Here is a 16,003-nt window from a genome sequence, read left to right as displayed (position 1 = left end):
GCCCGCGGTGGCCCGTCTGGAAAGATGCCGTGGGTCATGGTGCAGATACCGAAGCAGCAGCCCGCCCAGCCGTCCGCAGCCCTCGAGGCCGTATCCGCAGGGCCCGTCGCACCCGCCGGGCCCGCCCGCGGCGCCGTGCCGACGAGCGCCGACGTCGCGCGCCTGGCCGGCGTCTCACGGGCCACGGTCAGCTACGTCCTGAACAACACCAGCGCCGTCCGGATCAGCGAACCCACCCGGCGCCGCGTCCGCGAAGCCGCGAAGGAACTCGGCTACGTCCCGCACGCCGCCGCCCGCAGCCTGCGCGCCGGACACACCCGCATCGTCCTGATGCCGACCCCCGAGGTGCCCGTCGGCCCGCTCTACAGCGGCTTCCTCAACGAACTGCAGTGGGCGCTGAGCCGCCTCGACTACACCGTCGTGCAGTACGGCAGCGTCGGCCTCGGCGGCGAGGACGCGGCCCGCGCCTGGGCCGAACTGCGCCCGGTCGCCGTCCTGGCCCCGGTCGCCATGGGCCCCGACGGCATCGGCATCCTCAAACGCTCCGGCGCCAAGGTCGTCATCACCCTGGGCCCCGACCCAGTGGCGGGCACCCACGCGCTGATCATGGACCACCGCGAGGTCGGCCGCGCCGCGGGAGCCCACCTCCTGGCCCGCGGCCACCGCCGGGTCGGCGTGGTCATGCCCCGCGAGGAGGGCCTCGACATGTTCGCGCTGCCCCGCCTGGCGGGCGTACAGGAGAGCGGGGCGCAGGTGGTGCGACTGCCTCTCGCCTACGAGGAGGACGACGCGGCCCGCGCCGCCGCACACCTGCGCGAACTGGGCCTCGACGCCGTCTTCGCCTACAACGACGAATACGCGATGCTGCTGATGCGCGCACTCCAGGACGCGGGCGCCGACATCCCCGGCGAGGTCGCCGTCATCGGCGCCGACGACCTGATGCTCGGCCGGCTGCTGCGCCCCCGCCTCAGCACGGTCCGGATCGACCTGCCCTCGGGCGAGGAGCTCGCCGGACTCGTCGACCGGCTGGTGCGCGATCCGGCGGCGGCACCCGAGGTACGGGACGTGCTGGTCGCGAGCACGGTACCCCGCGAATCGACCTGAGTTCCCGTCTTCGAACAGAAAGAGGCGGTCGCCGTGCGTGGCGACCGCCTCTTCCCGCAGCTGTCGGCTCTCAGCCCTCTTCGGGCTGCTGGGCCGCCTGCGCCTGCTGCTCGGCGACGGACTTGCGGACCTCGTCCATGTCGAGCTTGCGGGCCTGCCCGATCACGTCGTCGAGCGCCTCCTGCGGCAGCGCACCCGGCTGGGCGAACACGGCCACCTGGTCACGGACGATCATCAGCGTGGGGATCGACTGGATACCGAACGCGGCGGCCAGCTCCGGCTGCGCCTCGGTGTCGACCTTGCCGAAGACCAGATCGGGGTTGGCCTCGGCGGACTTCTCGTACACGGGGGCGAACTGCTTGCAGGGCCCGCACCAGGACGCCCAGAAATCGATCAGCACGAATTCGTTCTCCGTGACCATCTGATCGAAGTTCTCCTTGGTCAGCTCCACGGTGGTGCTGCTCATGGTGATTTCCCTCTTCCTGCTTCCTGGGTTCGGGGCGAAGCCGTAAAGGGCAAAGCCGCTGGGCACAACGGTCCGCAGAGCGGCCGTATTCCGCGCACGTACCCATGTGGCTCAGCGGCACACCTACGTACACACTGGTGCCTATGACGGAAGCTATCGAGTACGACGTAGTAGTGGTGGGAGCAGGACCGGTCGGCGAGAACGTCGCGGACCGCGCACGGGCCGGCGGACTGAGCGCCGCCATCGTGGAGAGCGAGCTCGTCGGCGGCGAGTGCTCGTACTGGGCGTGCATGCCCAGCAAGGCGCTGCTGCGCCCGGTGATCGCCCGCGCGGACGCCCGCCGTGTGCCGGGCCTGCGCCAGGCCGTGGAGGGGCCGCTCGACACCGCCGCCGTACTCGCCAACCGCGACGGTTTCACCTCCCACTGGAAGGACGACGGCCAGGTCGGCTGGATCGAGTCCATCGGCGTCGCCCTCCACCGCGGCCACGGCCGCCTCTCCGGACCGCGCCGGGTCACGGTCACCGCGGACGACGGCACGGTCACCACGCTGACCGCCCGGCACGCCGTGGCCGTGTGCACCGGCACCCGCGCCGCCCTGCCCGACCTGCCCGGCATCGCCGACGTCAAGCCCTGGACCAGCCGCGAGGCGACCAGCTCCGACCACGCGCCCGGCCGCCTGGTCGTGGTCGGCGGGGGAGTCGTGGCGACCGAGATGGCCACGGCCTGGCAGGCGCTCGGCTCACAGGTCACCCTGCTCGTACGCGGCGACAGCCTGCTGAACCGGATGGAACCGTTCGCCGGTGAACTCGTCGCGGACGCGCTGCGCGAAGCGGGCGCCGACGTGCGTACGGGAACGTCGGTGAAGGCCGTCGAGCGCCAGGGCTCCACCGTCACCGTCACCCTCGGCGACGGATCGACGCTGGAGGCCGACGAGATCCTCTTCGCGACCGGCCGCGCCCCGCGCACCGACGACATCGGCCTGGAGACGGTGGGCCTGAAGCCCGGGTCCTGGCTGACCGTCGACGACACCCTGCGCGTCGAGGGCCACGACTGGCTCTACGCGGTCGGCGACGCCAACCACCGCGCCCTCCTCACCCACCAGGGCAAGTACCAGGCCCGGATCGCGGGCGACGTGATCGCCGCGCGGGCCGCCGGTGTGCCGCTCCTGGAGACCGACCGCTGGGGCGCCCACGCGGCCACCGCCGACACCTCCGCCGTCCCCCAGGTCGTCTTCACCGACCCGGAGGCGGCGAGCGCGGGCCTGACCCTGGCCGAGGCCGAGGAGGCGGGCCACCGCGTACGCGCCGTCGACTACGACATGGCGAACGTGGCCGGAGCGAGCCTCTACGCCGACGGCTACACCGGCCGCGCCCGCATGATCGTCGACCTCGACCGGGAGGTGCTCCTCGGCGTCACCTTCGTCGGCCCCGGCGTCGGCGAACTCATCCACTCGGCGACGATCGCGATCGCCGGCGAGGTCCCGATCGACCGGCTGTGGCACGCGGTGCCTTCGTATCCGACGGTCAGCGAGGTGTGGCTGCGGTTGCTGGAGACGTATCGCGGCTGAGCCGACGGGCCCGGCTGTCGTCACCGCTCAGTTGATGGTGACGACACGGGCCCAGGGCGGCGGGGTGTCCGGGACGTAGTCGGGGTCGTTCTCGTTCACGCGGCGGGCCGGGCGCGGGAAGAGGCCGACGACGGTGCGGCAGGGCGGCTGCGCGGAAGGCCACGGGGTCTGGCCGTCGGTCAGCGCGACGATCACGTCCGGCCGGGGCCGGGAGCGCAGGGCCCGGGCGAAACCGGCGCGCAGATCGGTTCCGCCGCCGCCGATCAGCTCGATGTTCTCCGCCCGGCAGATCGGGACAGCGATCCCGGCGGCCGCGTCGCAGGAGATCACCGACACCAGGTCGCGCCGCCCGCCCACCGCCCGCGAGATCGCCGCCACCTCCAGGAGCGCGCTGCCCAGCTCCGCGTCGCTGACGGAACCGGAGGTGTCGATCACGACGCAGACCCGGGGCGGCGTACGGCGCAGGCTCGGCAGCACCACACCGGGCACGCTCGCCGAGCGCCGGGAAGGACGCCGGTAGCTGTGGTTCTCGCCCACCCCCGGCGCGCCCGCCGCCGAGCGGACCGCCGCCCCCAGCAACTGCCGCCACGGCTGCGGCGGTTGGAACGCCGTCTCCGCCCACCGGCGCCACCCGTCCGGCGCGTCACCCGGCCGGCCCCTGATCCCCTCCGCCACCCGGAAGCGGACCGCGTCCCGCTGCTGTCTGCTCAGCCCGTGCGCCCCGTCGGGTCCCAGCTCCCACGGCCGGTCCTGCCCGTCGGCGGCGCTGCCGCAGTCCAGCCAGGCGAGTTCCGCGCCGAGCCCCGACATCGACGTCGTCCGCAGGTACTCCTCCATCAGGAGGCCGCCGGGCAGCCGCAGCAGTGACGGCAGCACGGCCCCGGCGGGCCGGGGCAGCCCGTCGCCGTAGATGTCGTCGTTGATCTCGAAGTCGGCGGCGATGTTGCGCCGCAGCCGCGCGCCGGGCCCCTGCTCCTCGTGCTCCCGCGCATGGCGCGCGCCCCGCGAGTGATGATCGCGGAGAAGGTGGGAGACCTCGTGCACCCACACCCCTGCCAGCTCCTCCACCGGGGTGCGTGCCACGAAACCGGGGGAGACGTAGCAGCGCCAGTGCGCGTCCACCGCCATCGTCGGTACGGTCCTGTCCACCACGATGTGCAGGGCGAAGAGCGCGTCCGCCAGATAGGGTCGCACCTTTACGGCGTGCAGGCGGGCGGCCAGCAACTTCTCCATGTCCAGGGCGAGTTCGGGGTATCCGCTCGACGCGCGGGAGCCGGTCGCGGTCACGGGAACGGCGACTCGCGCCGGACGGGGTGGTGCGGGCCGCGGCATCGGGCGCGGGGCCGCGCGGGGTGTCACGGGTGGCGACGGGCGCGGAGCCGGGGACGGCAGCGGGGGCTGCCCGGCGCTCGTCATCGGCGGGTACCGGCCGAATGTGCGGCGCCGATGGGCGTGACCCGGTGCACGGACCGGTCGGCGCGCCGTGCGAGGCCGATCACTCCGGCCAGCCGTTCCACCGCCTCCGGCACCTCCCAGTCGTCGCGCCGCAGGGCGGCCAGCGCCGTCGCCGGGGCGACCAGGAGATCGGGAGCGCCGGTCTCCAGCGCCCGGACGAGTACCGCCCAGCCCGCCTCCCAGCGTTCCCGCTCCGGCCGCGCCCCGACGGCGGACACGACCGCTTCCAGCGTCGCCTGCCGCAGATCGCCCCGTTCAGGGAGTTCGGCGGAGGCCGGGTCGGCCAGCAACGTCTCCGGGTTCGGCAGGTCCATCCGGTCCAGGTGCGCGAGGAGTTCGAGTCCGGGACCGTCACCCACGGCGCCCCGTACCAGGAGGGCCAGCACGTCGCGGGAGACGTCGGCCGCCGTACCGAAGGCCAGCAGGGTCATGGCGGCCTCCCAGCTCCGGGGCGAGGGCCAGGCGCCACCGCGCCGCGTCTCGGTACTCGGAAGCCGGTGGATCAGCGTCGGCCGGGCTTCCAGGAAGCCGCAGACCGAGCGCCGGGCGAAGGCGACGGCCTCGGTCAGCCGCTCCGGGTCGAGGCGGGGCAGTTCGGCGCGGGGCCAGACCCCGCCGAGCCCGCGCACGACCACCTCCCGGTCGTGCACCCACTGCACGTGCACGAACCGGTTGGCCAGCGGCGGGCTCAGCTCCCACCCGTCCGCGGCCGAGGCGCGCGGGTTGGCGGCGGCCACGATCCGTACCCCCTTCGGCAGTTGCAGGGCGCCGACCCGCCGCTCCAGAACGACCCTGAGCAGGGCGGCCTGGACGGCCGGGGTGGCGGTCGAGAGTTCATCCAGGAAGAGCAACCCCCGCCCGGCCCGCACGAGTTCGACCGCCCACTGCGGCGGCGCCATCGGAACACCCTGCCGCGCCGGGTCGTCGCCGACGATGGGCAGCCCGGAGAAGTCGGACGGCTCGTGCACGCTGGCGATCACGGTGGTCAGGGGCAGCCCGAGGGAGGCCGCGAGCTGCGTCAGGGCCGCGGTCTTGCCGATACCCGGCTCACCCCAGAGCAGCACGGGCAGATCGGCCGCGACGGCCAGCGTGAGCGCTTCGAGCTGCTCATCGGGCCGCGGCTCGGTGGTACTGGTCCGGAGGATCGACAACAGGTCGTCGGCGAGGGCGAGTTGTGCGGATACGACAGCGGGTGCCGGTGCGGGTGCGGGTGTACGGAGGGCGGGGGCCGGGGTCGAGGCGGGGGCGGGCAGGACGGTGCTGGGGGTCATGGGCATCACCTGTGAGGAGTGAGGGACGGGAAGCCCGTCCGGGGCGGAGAGGGCGGAGAGGGCGGTACGTGTGTCCGGTACGGGCATCACTCGGCAGCGCGGCCGGGCAACGGCCCGGCGGGTCTGAAGGAAGCAGGTCGCGGGTGGGCGGGCGAGGACGCGGTTCGGGCTGCCGCCCGGCCGGGCGGTGTGCGGCGGGTTCGTTGGTCGGTACGCGGCTCAGCAGGCAGGACGCCCGGTCGCCATGACGCCCGCCCGGTCGGTGCGCCGGTGAATCGCTGGTCGGTGGGCAGGTCGCCCGGCCACCTGGGCGACCGGCCCCCACGACGTCCGGCTGGGCCGTGGGGCTGCCGGGCAGCCGGACGTCGGTCGATGGGGGTGCGGGCTCGCCGGTTCGGGCGGCAGTGTTGCGGAGTCGCTGGAACGGGGTCAGGGGCATGGCGAGGCAGCCGGCCCGCGTTCGTACGGGATCCGGGCAGGCAACCGGTCAACGGCTCACGGTCAGTCCCGTTCGGGGTCGCGCGCGGCTGTCGCGTTTGTGGCGGAGGGCCAACGGCGTATGGCGGTCGAGCCGGGGACGGAACGGCCGCTCCGCGCGCCCGGTACCCGACGCCCCCAGGACACCTCCGGTACCCGACGCCCCCAGGACACCTCCGGTACCCGACGCCCCCAGGACACCTCCGGTACCCGACGCGTTCAGGCCCCTCCCCGTACCCGCGGCGGGATGCACGGCGACGAGGCCCGAGCTGAAGAGGCCGTGATCGACGCGGCGGGCCGCTGCCGATTCCAGGGCGTCCCGGAGCGGGCCGTCGCGCAGGACCGCGGCACGGCCGAGCAGCCCCTCGACCACGTCCAGCGCCCCGGCGACGTCACCGTGCCCGAGCCGTTCCCGGACCGCGGGCAGCGCCTCCGGGTCCCGGTGCACCGCGTCGATCGCCCGCAGGCAGGGCAGGGCGGGCCCGCCGAGCGCCACCAGGAGCTCCTCGCGGCGCAGTTGGGCCGGGTCGTGGTCGACCGCCGTCAGCACCTGGTCCCGTAGCGCGATCCGGTGCACCTCGCCCCGGCACTCCACCCGATGCGGATCGTCCGGTTCCGGAGGCCGGGGACGCGACGCGGCGACCCCCGGCCCCGGCCCCGTCCCCGTGCCGGACGGCGCCAGTGCCGCCGCGACCAGTGGATGCAGCCGCTCCGCCGTGATCAGCCCGGCCCGCAACAGTTCCCGGTCAGGCAGGGCCCGGGCCGCCGCCTCCGGCAGCAGAGGAAGCGCCGCGACCTCCTGCGCGGGCAGCGCCTCCCGTAGCGGCCGGAACGTCGGGGCGTGGCTGTCGTCCGGGGCGACGAGTTCGAGTACCACCCGGTTCCGTGCGGCCAGCCGTACGGTGAAGGCGCCGCGCGGACGTCCGTCGGCGCGCAGCAGCAACTCCGCTTCGGCGGCCCAACGCCCTTGCGCCCAGGCAGACTTGACCATGTCGGGGGGTGGGCCGGGTGGCGCCGCGCCCGGCAAGGACCTGTGCGCCAGTTCCCCGCTGCGCGTGGCGTCCCAGAGATGGCGGTGCAGGTCGAGCCGGAACCGCCGGTCGGGGTGCGGATGCGGGTGGTGCGCGGGTACATCACCGGTCCCGGGCCCCTCCCAAAGGCTCAGCGACATCCGCTGCCCGGCATCCGCCCGGGCCGGTGGCGTCCGCACCACCAACTGCACCGGTGTGGCGCCGGAGTTCGGGTACCGGGCCAGCGACAGGGTGAGGCCGGGACGGAGCCGCCCGTCGGGGGCGGTGCGGGGCATGTGCCAGCGCAGCAGATCGGGCGCCAGCCGACGCAGATCCGTGCGCAGGAGGTGGGCGAAATCGGTGCCGTGGCGGTCGCGCACGGCGCGCAGATCGAGAGCGACGTCCACGCGGGCGGCGGCGCAGGCCCCCGCCCAGTCGCCGGCCGCACGTCGTACGGTCGCAGTCTCGATCATGGACGAGGGCACGGCGTACTCACGTACGCGCTGCCAGATCAACAGATGGGCCGGAATCTCGTTCGCGAAGTGATGTGCCATCAGCACTCACCTTGAGCGAACGAATCCCCCATTCCAGAAAAGGAGAAGTTCTTCATCCCCGGAATCGTAACCACCCCGACGGCGATCTGTCAGTCCTTTAATGATCGCTAGTGCTGCTGCGGCTTCTGCGGTGTCGCCTCGCTGGGCCGGACGACCACGAAGCCCTCGCCCTCCAGCATCAGCTGCACCGCCTCGCCGGAGCCGCCGCGGATCATCGAGCCGATGGACTGCGAACGGTGCAGCGACGTACGGAGGCTGGTGCTCCAGCCGACCACCGCGTCCGTGTCCACGTACACCGGCTGCTGCGGGGAGACCGGCAGGACGAGCGGGTTGCCCTCGCAGACCAGGCCGAGCTTGCCCTGCCCGGTGAAGACGCTGTTGAACAGGCCGCCGCCGGAGATCCCCGCGCCCTTCACCGTCTTGATCTCGTACGACAGCGTGGCGTCGAAACACAGCACGTTGCGCCCGTTGACCGTGAAGGTGTCGCCGGGCTCGATGTCGACCACGAAGACGTTCTGCGCCTCCTGCGCGAACCAGGCCTCGCCCTGGCCGTGCACCTTCATCAGGGCCAGGCCCTCGCCGGTGACGGCCCGCTTGAGCATGCCGCCGACGCCCTGGCCCTTGCGCTCGAAGTGCAGATTCCCCCGGTAGGCGATCATCGCGCCCTGCCGCGCGAGCATCTCGCCGTTGACGACGTAGCGGATCGACTTGGCGTTCTGGACGGTCATGCCCGGCGCGACGGCGGGCTGCACCATGTACTCACTTGCGAAAAGATCACCCTTCATGGGTGCATCGTCGCCCAAGGAGATCCGTTCCGACAAGCACGGGAAGGCCACATCAAGGGCGCTGTGCCCGCTGGTCCCGGCCCCGCTCCCGTTTCGACGACCCGTCCTGGCGTACCGCCTTCAGAATCACGAACTTCGGGTCGCTCGCGACGAGTTCGCTGGTGCCGAAGAGGCGGCGCAGCTTCAGGTGGTAGCCGAGGTGCCGGTTGCCGACGACCCACAGCTCGCCGCCCGGCCGCAGCGCGGCATGCGCCTGCGCGAACATCCGCCACGCCGTCGCGTCCGTCGTCGCCTGGTGCGTGTGGAAGGGCGGGTTGTTGAGGACCAGGTCGACGCTCGCGTCCGGTACGTCCGCCAGTCCGTCGCCGGCCCGGAAGACGGCCTTGCCCGGCCGGTCGCCGCAGTTCTCCGCGTACGTCGCCTCGGCCGACGCCACCGCCTGGTGCGACTCGTCGGTGAACAGGATCTCCGCGTCGGGGCTTGTGAGCGCGGCGCTCGTCCCCACGACGCCGTTCCCGCAGCCCAGGTCGACGATCCGGGTGGCCTCGGCGCCCCGCGGCAGATGCCGCAGGAGGAAGCGGGTGCCGATGTCCAGGCGCTCGGCACAGAACACGCCGGCGTGGTTGACGACCGTCCGGCCCGCCAACGGGCCGATGCCGTCGGGCAGTTGATAGCGCAGCGGCCATGGATTGCGGCCGGGGGACAGGGACAGGTCCGGCGTGCTGAAGATGAGCCGCGCCTTCTTCTCGGCGAGCGAGGTGCGGGTGCGGCCGATGATCCGCTCGAACAGGTTCAGCGTCGAGGTGTGGATCTCCTTGACCATGCCGGTGCCGATGACCACGGTGCCCTCGTGCAGGGCGGGCCGCAGCCGGTGCAGCTGCTCCTCCAGCAGAGCGAGGCTCTTGGGCACCCGGACCAGCAGGACGTCGACCCGGTCCGGCGGGGTGTCCTGCGTGGTGAGCAGCGTGGCCCCGGCCCCGGCGGTGTCCTTGCGGGCCAGGTTCTCGCCGGTCGCCTGCTGACCGAGGTACGAGTCCGAGATCAGCGTCGGCGAGCAGCCGTCGGCTCCGGTCAGGGCCGTGCCGAGGGCGCCCCAGCGGTCACCGACCACCACGACGGCACCGGAGAGGTCGGTCCGGTTCTCGGCGAGGTGCTTGAGCAGGTACGTGTCCGCGGCGTCCCAGGCGCGCAGCTGGTCGCGAGGGTCCGCCGGGAAGCGGGTGAGGTCGACGTCCCCCCAGGGGGTCGTCAGACGGTGGGCGGCCGGGGCGGGCTGATCGGTGCGGTTCATCGTCCGACCAGGCTAACCGAGTGCCCGCACGCAGCGGCGCGACCGGGCTGACCGAGTGCCCGCACGCAGCGGCGCGGCCGGGCGTGTCACACCCGGCCGCACCATCCTTCGCCTCTGGGGCCCGCCTCGGCCCCCGGGAGCCGCCCGGCGGCTCAGTCCTCCGGGAAATCTCCGGCGAGGGCCGCCGCCATCCGCAGGTGCGGCGCCGCCTCGGCGTCCCGGCCCTGGCGCTCCAGCGTCCGCCCGAGCATCAGCCGGGCGTAGTGCTCGACCGGGTCGCGCTCGACGATGATGCGCAACTGGCTCTCGGCGCGCCGCAGTTGAGCCGAGTGGTAGTAGGAACGGGCGAGCAGCAGACGCGGGCCCACCTGCTCCGGGACCTCCTCGACGAGGCCGTCCAGGATCCCCGCGGCGGTCGTGTACTCCTTGGCGTCGAAGAACATCCGCGCCCGCTCCCAGCGCTCCGCGGCCGTCCCATGCTCGTAGTACTTCTGCTCCACGATTGCCTCCTTCGGGGCCGTCAACCCAGGAGGCTTCCGGCATATTCCCGGGGCGTCGCCGCGCAGGTCACCCCCTGGCAGCTTCCGTGCCCGGCCCGGGGGCCCGGCGCAGAGATCCGGCCGTACTCGCGCGGGCCGGGGCCATCCCGTGGCCGGGCCCCGTATGTTGCTGTGGGTCTCCTGTCCCGCTCGCGCACCCTCCGGTCCTGCACACCCTCTGTGCCTTGGGAGCCCCATGGACACCACCCGCCTCTCCGGTCCCGCCCTCTCCCGCCGTCGCTTCCTGCAGACCACCACCGTCACGGCGGGCGCCGTCGCCGCGGGCGCCTCCCTCGACCCGGGCGCCGCCGCGGCCGATGCCCGACCCGCCGCGCTGTCGTTCACCCGGGCCACGAACGGAGCCGCCACCCTCGCCCCGACCGGCGACCGCCTCGTCGCCGAGATCCAGAACGTCCTGTGGTCGATCCCACGCGAGGGCGGCGCCGCGACAGCGCTCACGACACCCGAACTCGAGCCCACCCGGCCGCAGTTCAGCCCGGACGGCAGCCGCCTCGTCGTCAGTGCCTACCAGGGCGGGGGCTTCCACCTGTGGCTCCTGGACGCCGACGGCGGCACACCGCGCCGGCTGACGGACGGCCCCTGGGACGACCGCGGCCCCGCCTGGTCCCCGGACGGCACCCGCATCGCGTTCGCCTCCGAGCGCGGCGGCGACCCCGTCACCGGCAGCCCGTACCGCGTCTGGGCCATCGACGTACGCGACGGGAAACTGACGCAGCTGACCGGCCTTCCGGGACAGCCCGGGCCCGGGCAGACCGGCGCCTGGGAGGACTTCGACCCCACCTGGTCGCCGGACGGCACCCGCGTGCTGTTCGTCCGCGGTGCCGTCACCCCGGCCGGCACCCTGCAGGCCTCGACCATCGCGTCGGTCGGCGCAGACGGAGCCGGGCCCGTCACCACCGAGCGCAGTGACGACTCCGGCGCCCAGCTCATGACCCCGGCCGTCTCGCCGCGTGGCCGCCTCGCCCAGCTGCGGACCACCCCGGCGCCCGCCGCGAGCTGCACCCTCGTCGTCGACGGCCGGCCCGTCGAGGTGCCGGGCGACCTCGCTCCGGTGCCGCCGCGCTGGACCGGCGAGGACACCCTGCTCCTCACCGTCGACGGCACGTTCCGCATCGTGCGCCCCGACGCGCCCGGGGACGCCGAGCGCATCCCCTTCACCGCGCGGTACTCCGCCGAGCGGCCCCGCTACCGCGTCAAGCGCTACGACTTCGAGCCCGGGGGAGTGCACCCGGTGCGCGCCCCGCACCTGCCCACCCTTTCCCCCGACGGCCGCTCGGTCGCATTCGCCGCGCTCAACTCCCTGTGGGTGGGCGCCACTTCGGGCGGCCTCGCCCCGCGCAGGATCGTCCGCGCCACAGCGACGCGCTACGTCCTCGCCCCCACCTGGACCCCCGACGGCAAGGGGCTCGTCTACGCCGACGACCGCGCGGGCCTGTTCTCCGTGCGCCGCCACGACCTGGCCACCGGCAGAGAGACCGCCCTCGCCGAGGGCGGCCGGGTCTTCCCCGCGCTCTCGCCGGACGGCGCCCGCCTCGCGTGCCTGGACATGTCCGGCAACCTCGTCGTCCGCGACCTCGCCGCGAAGACGGAGCGGGTACTGGCCAAGCCGATGGGCAGCGGCGGCCTGCCCGGCCGGCCCTGCTGGTCGCCCGACGGCCGCTACGTAGCCCTGTGCGACCGCGGCCGCCTCAACCAGCGCTTCCGCGAGGGCTACAACCTGATCCGCGTCATCGACACCACCACCGGCGAGGTGGCGCTGCACGCGGTCGCCCCGCACGTCTCGCTGGCCGACCGCTACGACTCGGGGCCCGCCTGGTCCCCCGACGGCCGCACCATGGCCGTCGTCGTCGAGTCCGCGCTGTGGCTCCTGCCGGTCCGCCCCGACGGCACCCCCGACGGCCCGCCCCGCCAGGTCACCGAGGAGCCCGCCGACCACCCGAGCTGGGCCGCCGACAGCCGCACCCTGCTCTACCTCTCCGCCGGAAAACTCCGCCTGCTGGACACCGCCGACGGCACCGCCCGCACCGTCCGCCTCCCCCTCGACCAGCGCCGCCCCCGCCCCGCCGACACCGTGGTGCACGCCGGGCGGCTCTGGGACGGCACCGGCGCCACGGTCCGCGACGACGTCGACATCACCGTCGAACGCGGGCGCATCACCGCCGTACAGGCGCACCGCGCGAGCCACCGGCCCGCCGCCCGCCGGATCGACGCCTCCGACCGGACGGTCCTGCCGGGCCTGTGGGACTCCCACACCCACCCCTGGCAGTCCACCTACGGCGGCCGGCAGACCGCGCTGCAACTCGCGTACGGCATCACGACCGCCGTCTCCCTCGGCGGCTTCGCCTACGAACAGGCCCGCATCCGGGAAGCCGTGAACGCCGGTGCGCTCGCCGGACCACGCCTGCTGGCCACCGGCGAACTCCTGGACGGAGCCCGCGTCGCGTACAGCATGGGCCGCGCCCACCGCACCCGCGCGGGACTGCGCCGCTCCCTGGACCGGGCGGCGGCGCTCGACTGGGACTTCGTCAAGACCTATGTACGAGCGCCCGGTTGGGTGATGAAGGAAGCGGCACGCTTCGCCCACGAACGGCTCGGCGTGCGCAGCGGCAGCCACCTGTGCACACCCGGAGTCCAGCTCGGCCAGGACCTGACGACCCATCTCCAGGCGACCCAGCGGCTGGAGTTCGGGCACGCCACCACCGCGGGCGGCCACGCGTACCAGGATGTCGAGGAGATCTACACGCGGGCCGGGTTCCACCTCATCGCGACGCCGTTCACCGCCTCGCCGTTGCTCGGCGCGGACCCAGCGCTCGCGGACGACCCGCGCGTCACCGCGATGATGCCGCCCTGGGACACCGCCGTCGTCGACCAGCTGGCCAAGACACCGCCCACCGACGCCCAACTCGCCACTCTGAAAAGGGAGACCGACGTCTACCGGCGCATCCTCGCCGCGGGCGGCCAGGTGGCCTTGGGCACCGACCAGCCGCTGGTCCCCGTCGGCCTCCACCTCCACCTCGCCCTGCGCGCCCTGCACCGTGGCGGGCTCTCCCCGGCCCAGGCCCTGCGCACCGCGACCGTGCTGCCCGCGCGGGTCTTCGGCGCCGACGCCGACCTCGGCACCGTGGAGCGGGGCAAGCTCGCCGACCTCACGTTCGTCGACGGCGACCCGTTCACCGACTTCGACGACCTGGTCCGTACGACCTCCGTGCTGCGCGGCGGCATCCCCTTCCGGCAGACCGACCTGGTCGGCGCGTTCGAACCGGTGACCACCAAGGCGCGCACGGCCGGGGCACACGAGAACTGGCTGGAGGTCGGCCACCACATGAGGAAGGACGGCTGCTGCGACCCCGGCTTCTAGCGACGCCCGGCACGAGGGGACAGTGGGGGCCATGGACACCTCCGTACGCGGTGACGGGCCCGCTCACCGCCTCGTGCCCGGCGATCCGGACTCGCCGGTCCTCCTCCACGTGCCGCACGGCTCCCGCACCGTCCCCGCCGACGTCCGCGCCGGGCTCCTGCTCGACGACGCCGCTCTGGAGCGGGAGCTGGACCTCATCACCGACGCCCGCACCCAGGACCTCGCGGAGCAGGCCGCCGGTGCCGCGGCGGTGACACCTTGGCGCTTCGTCAACGAGCGGTCCCGGCTGGTCGTGGACCCCGAGCGGTTCCCCGACGAGCGGGAGGAGATGCGGGCGGCCGGCATGGGGGCCGTCTACACCCGCACCACCGGGCGCGCGCCCCTGCGCCCCGAGCCGCCCGCCGACGAGGCCGCTCTCCTCGCCACGTACTTCCACCCGTACGCGCGGGCGATGACCCAGGCCGTCGACGAGCGCCTCGCGGCGACCGGCCGGGCCGTGATCATCGACGTCCACTCGTACCCGAGCCGCGCCCTGCCCTACGAGCTGCACGGCACGGACCCGCGCCCGGCCGTCTGCCTCGGCACCGACCCCTTCCACACCCCGGACGCGTTGCTGGAGCGGGCCCGCGAGGCGTTCGCGCCGCTCGGAGAGATCGGCCTGAACACGCCTTTCGCCGGCGCGTACGTACCCCTGCGCCACTACGGCAAGGACGCCCGCGTCGGCGCCCTCATGCTGGAGCTGCGCCGCGACGTCTACCTCGACGAACCCGTCACCCCGCACGACGGCCTGGCCGAGGCGGCGGCCTGCCTCGCGGAGCTGATCGAGGCGGTGACCCGTGACTGAGCGCACTGGCCGGCCGCGACCCGGGTGTCAGGACCCCTTGACCGTCACGAGCGACTCCGGCGTCAGGTCCGCGAGCGTCGGGTAGCCGTCCACCGCCATGAGCAGATCGGCCTCGGCGAGCAGCGTGCGCAGGACGTGGACCAGGCCGTCCTCACCGCCGACGGCGAGCCCGTAGGCGTACGGGCGTCCGACGCCCACCGCCGTCGCGCCGAGGGCGAGGGCCTTGATGATGTCGGCGCCCGAGCGGATCCCGGAGTCGAAGAGGACCGGCATGCCGTCCGCGGCCTCGACGACGCCGGGCAGCGCGTCGAGCGCGGGCAGTCCGCCGTTGGCCTGCCGTCCGCCGTGGTTGGAGCAGTAGATGCCGTCGACGCCGCCGTCCCGGGCGCGGCGTACGTCCTCGGGGTGGCAGATGCCCTTGAGGATCAGCGGCAGATCGGTCAGCGAGCGCAGCCACGGCAGGTCGTCCCACGTGAGCGGGTTGCCGAACAGGCCGACCCAGGTGGAGACGGTGTCCATCGGGTCGGCGCTCGGGACCAGCGAGCGGAACCGCGCATCCGAGGTGTAGTTGGCGAGGCAGTGGCCGCGCAGCTGCGGGAAGTTGGAGGTCGACAGGTCGCGCGGGCGCCAACCGGTGACCCAGGTGTCGAGCGTGACCACGATGCCCTTGTAGCCCGCCGCCTCGGCCCGCTTGACGAGGCTCTCGGCGAGCTCCCGGTCGGTCGGCGTGTAGAGCTGGAAGAAGCCGGGGGTCTCGCCGAACTCGGCGGCCACGTCCTCCATCGGGTCCACCGACAGCGTCGAGGCGACCATCGGCACGCCGGTGCGCGCGGCCGCCCGGGCCGTCGCGAGGTCCCCGTGCCCGTCCTGCGCGCACAGCCCGATGACGCCGACCGGCGCCATGAACAGCGGTGCGGACAGGCGCAGTCCGAACAGGTCCACGGCCAGGTCCCGTTGTGTCGCGCCGACCATCATGCGCGGCACGAGGCCGTACCGCTCGAAGGCCCGCACATTGGCGCGCTGCGTGTGCTCGTCGCCCGCGCCGCCCGCCACGTACGACCACACGGAGGCGGGCAGCGCCGCCCGGGCCCGCTCCTCGAGCGCGCCGAACTCCATCGGGAGCGTGGGGACGACACCGCGCAGTCCGTCGAGGTAGATCTCGTACTGGTAGTCGCCGAACTGCGGGCTCATCGCACACCTCGTCATCGAAGTCCTGAGAAGTTTTGAACAAGAGAGCCCAAATCTGCCAGTACTTCGGCG

Annotated in this window: 12 protein-coding genes; 4 read left to right on the top strand and 8 right to left on the bottom strand. The window is 73.7% G+C overall.

Annotated features, from left to right (window positions below; all coding sequences use genetic code 11):
* The first annotated feature begins 36 nt into the window (after window positions 1-36).
* Entirely contained in the window at window positions 37-1,104 is a 1,068-nt protein-coding gene (locus ABD366_RS09050) for a LacI family DNA-binding transcriptional regulator (RefSeq protein WP_324775020.1), read from the top strand.
* 70 nt (window positions 1,105-1,174) lie between these two features.
* On the opposite strand, the gene trxA is transcribed toward ABD366_RS09050, so the two are convergent.
* Window positions 1,175-1,570, bottom strand: a complete 396-nt coding sequence (gene trxA / locus ABD366_RS09045) for a thioredoxin (RefSeq protein WP_324775018.1) — start codon at window positions 1,568-1,570, stop codon at window positions 1,175-1,177.
* 143 nt (window positions 1,571-1,713) lie between these two features.
* On the opposite strand from trxA, the gene ABD366_RS09040 reads away from it, so the two are divergent.
* On the top strand, window positions 1,714-3,138 hold the full coding sequence (locus ABD366_RS09040; RefSeq protein WP_324775016.1) for a dihydrolipoyl dehydrogenase family protein: 1,425 nt from the start codon (window positions 1,714-1,716) through the stop codon (window positions 3,136-3,138).
* A 27-nt stretch (window positions 3,139-3,165) separates the two neighbouring features.
* Here the strand turns inward: ABD366_RS09040 and ABD366_RS09035 are convergent, their stop codons facing one another.
* From ABD366_RS09035 to ABD366_RS09010, 6 genes are all read right to left on the bottom strand, one after another.
* A complete protein-coding gene (locus ABD366_RS09035) occupies window positions 3,166-4,371 on the bottom strand; it encodes a vWA domain-containing protein (protein ID WP_324775069.1) in 1,206 nt (401 codons plus the stop codon).
* A 179-nt stretch (window positions 4,372-4,550) separates the two neighbouring features.
* Complete coding sequence (locus tag ABD366_RS09030) at window positions 4,551-5,864, bottom strand: AAA family ATPase (protein WP_324775014.1); 1,314 nt, start codon at window positions 5,862-5,864, stop codon at window positions 4,551-4,553.
* 487 nt (window positions 5,865-6,351) lie between these two features.
* Entirely contained in the window at window positions 6,352-7,905 is a 1,554-nt protein-coding gene (locus tag ABD366_RS09025) for a hypothetical protein (protein ID WP_324775011.1), read from the bottom strand.
* Window positions 7,906-8,012: 107 nt separating this feature from the next.
* Window positions 8,013-8,690: an AIM24 family protein gene (locus ABD366_RS09020; RefSeq protein WP_324775008.1), complete on the bottom strand. Its 678-nt coding sequence runs from the start codon at window positions 8,688-8,690 to the stop codon at window positions 8,013-8,015.
* Between the two features lie 52 nt (window positions 8,691-8,742).
* Window positions 8,743-9,981, bottom strand: coding sequence for a methyltransferase (locus tag ABD366_RS09015; RefSeq protein ID WP_324775006.1), 1,239 nt, complete (start codon window positions 9,979-9,981; stop codon window positions 8,743-8,745).
* A gap of 152 nt (window positions 9,982-10,133) precedes the next feature.
* The gene (locus ABD366_RS09010) at window positions 10,134-10,424 is read right to left on the bottom strand and encodes a tetratricopeptide repeat protein (protein WP_411293866.1); all 291 of its coding nucleotides are present in this window, start codon (window positions 10,422-10,424) and stop codon (window positions 10,134-10,136) included.
* A 292-nt stretch (window positions 10,425-10,716) separates the two neighbouring features.
* Here ABD366_RS09010 and ABD366_RS09005 point away from each other — a divergent pair, with 292 nt between their 5' ends.
* Together ABD366_RS09005 and ABD366_RS09000 are read left to right on the top strand one after the other, a co-directional pair.
* Window positions 10,717-13,899, top strand: a complete 3,183-nt coding sequence (locus tag ABD366_RS09005) for an amidohydrolase family protein (protein ID WP_324775000.1) — start codon at window positions 10,717-10,719, stop codon at window positions 13,897-13,899.
* A 31-nt stretch (window positions 13,900-13,930) separates the two neighbouring features.
* The gene (locus ABD366_RS09000) at window positions 13,931-14,743 is read left to right on the top strand and encodes an N-formylglutamate amidohydrolase (RefSeq protein WP_324774998.1); all 813 of its coding nucleotides are present in this window, start codon (window positions 13,931-13,933) and stop codon (window positions 14,741-14,743) included.
* Window positions 14,744-14,770: 27 nt separating this feature from the next.
* On the opposite strand, the gene ABD366_RS08995 is transcribed toward ABD366_RS09000, so the two are convergent.
* Window positions 14,771-15,934 carry an alpha-hydroxy-acid oxidizing protein gene (locus tag ABD366_RS08995; protein WP_324774996.1) on the bottom strand — a complete coding sequence of 388 codons (1,164 nt, stop codon included), beginning with the start codon at window positions 15,932-15,934 and terminating at the stop codon, window positions 14,771-14,773.
* Between the last annotated feature and the right edge of the window lie 69 nt (window positions 15,935-16,003).

The sequence above is a fragment of the Streptomyces kunmingensis genome (assembly GCF_039533535.1).
GTDB classification, from domain to species: Bacteria; Actinomycetota; Actinomycetes; order Streptomycetales; family Streptomycetaceae; genus Streptomyces; species Streptomyces kunmingensis.
The sequence above is the reverse complement of the archived record's forward strand: the minus strand, read 5'-3'. Positions and strand labels throughout refer to the sequence as shown.

Bases quoted from the DNA above. Each gene is read 5' to 3' on its own strand.
- ABD366_RS09010 (WP_411293866.1), bottom strand. From the start codon at position 10,424: ATGTTCTTCGACGCCAAGGAGTACACGACCGCCGCGGGGATCCTGGAC.
- ABD366_RS08995 (WP_324774996.1), bottom strand. From the start codon at position 15,934: ATGAGCCCGCAGTTCGGCGACTACCAGTACGAGATCTACCTCGACGGA.
- ABD366_RS09015 (WP_324775006.1), bottom strand. From the start codon at position 9,981: ATGAACCGCACCGATCAGCCCGCCCCGGCCGCCCACCGTCTGACGACC.
- trxA (WP_324775018.1), bottom strand. From the start codon at position 1,570: ATGAGCAGCACCACCGTGGAGCTGACCAAGGAGAACTTCGATCAGATG.
- ABD366_RS09035 (WP_324775069.1), bottom strand. From the start codon at position 4,371: ATGGAGAAGTTGCTGGCCGCCCGCCTGCACGCCGTAAAGGTGCGACCC.
- ABD366_RS09000 (WP_324774998.1), top strand. From the start codon at position 13,931: ATGGACACCTCCGTACGCGGTGACGGGCCCGCTCACCGCCTCGTGCCC.
- ABD366_RS09025 (WP_324775011.1), bottom strand. From the start codon at position 7,905: ATGGCACATCACTTCGCGAACGAGATTCCGGCCCATCTGTTGATCTGG.
- ABD366_RS09050 (WP_324775020.1), top strand. From the start codon at position 37: ATGGTGCAGATACCGAAGCAGCAGCCCGCCCAGCCGTCCGCAGCCCTC.
- ABD366_RS09020 (WP_324775008.1), bottom strand. From the start codon at position 8,690: ATGAAGGGTGATCTTTTCGCAAGTGAGTACATGGTGCAGCCCGCCGTC.
- ABD366_RS09030 (WP_324775014.1), bottom strand. From the start codon at position 5,864: ATGACCCCCAGCACCGTCCTGCCCGCCCCCGCCTCGACCCCGGCCCCC.
- ABD366_RS09040 (WP_324775016.1), top strand. From the start codon at position 1,714: ATGACGGAAGCTATCGAGTACGACGTAGTAGTGGTGGGAGCAGGACCG.
- ABD366_RS09005 (WP_324775000.1), top strand. From the start codon at position 10,717: ATGGACACCACCCGCCTCTCCGGTCCCGCCCTCTCCCGCCGTCGCTTC.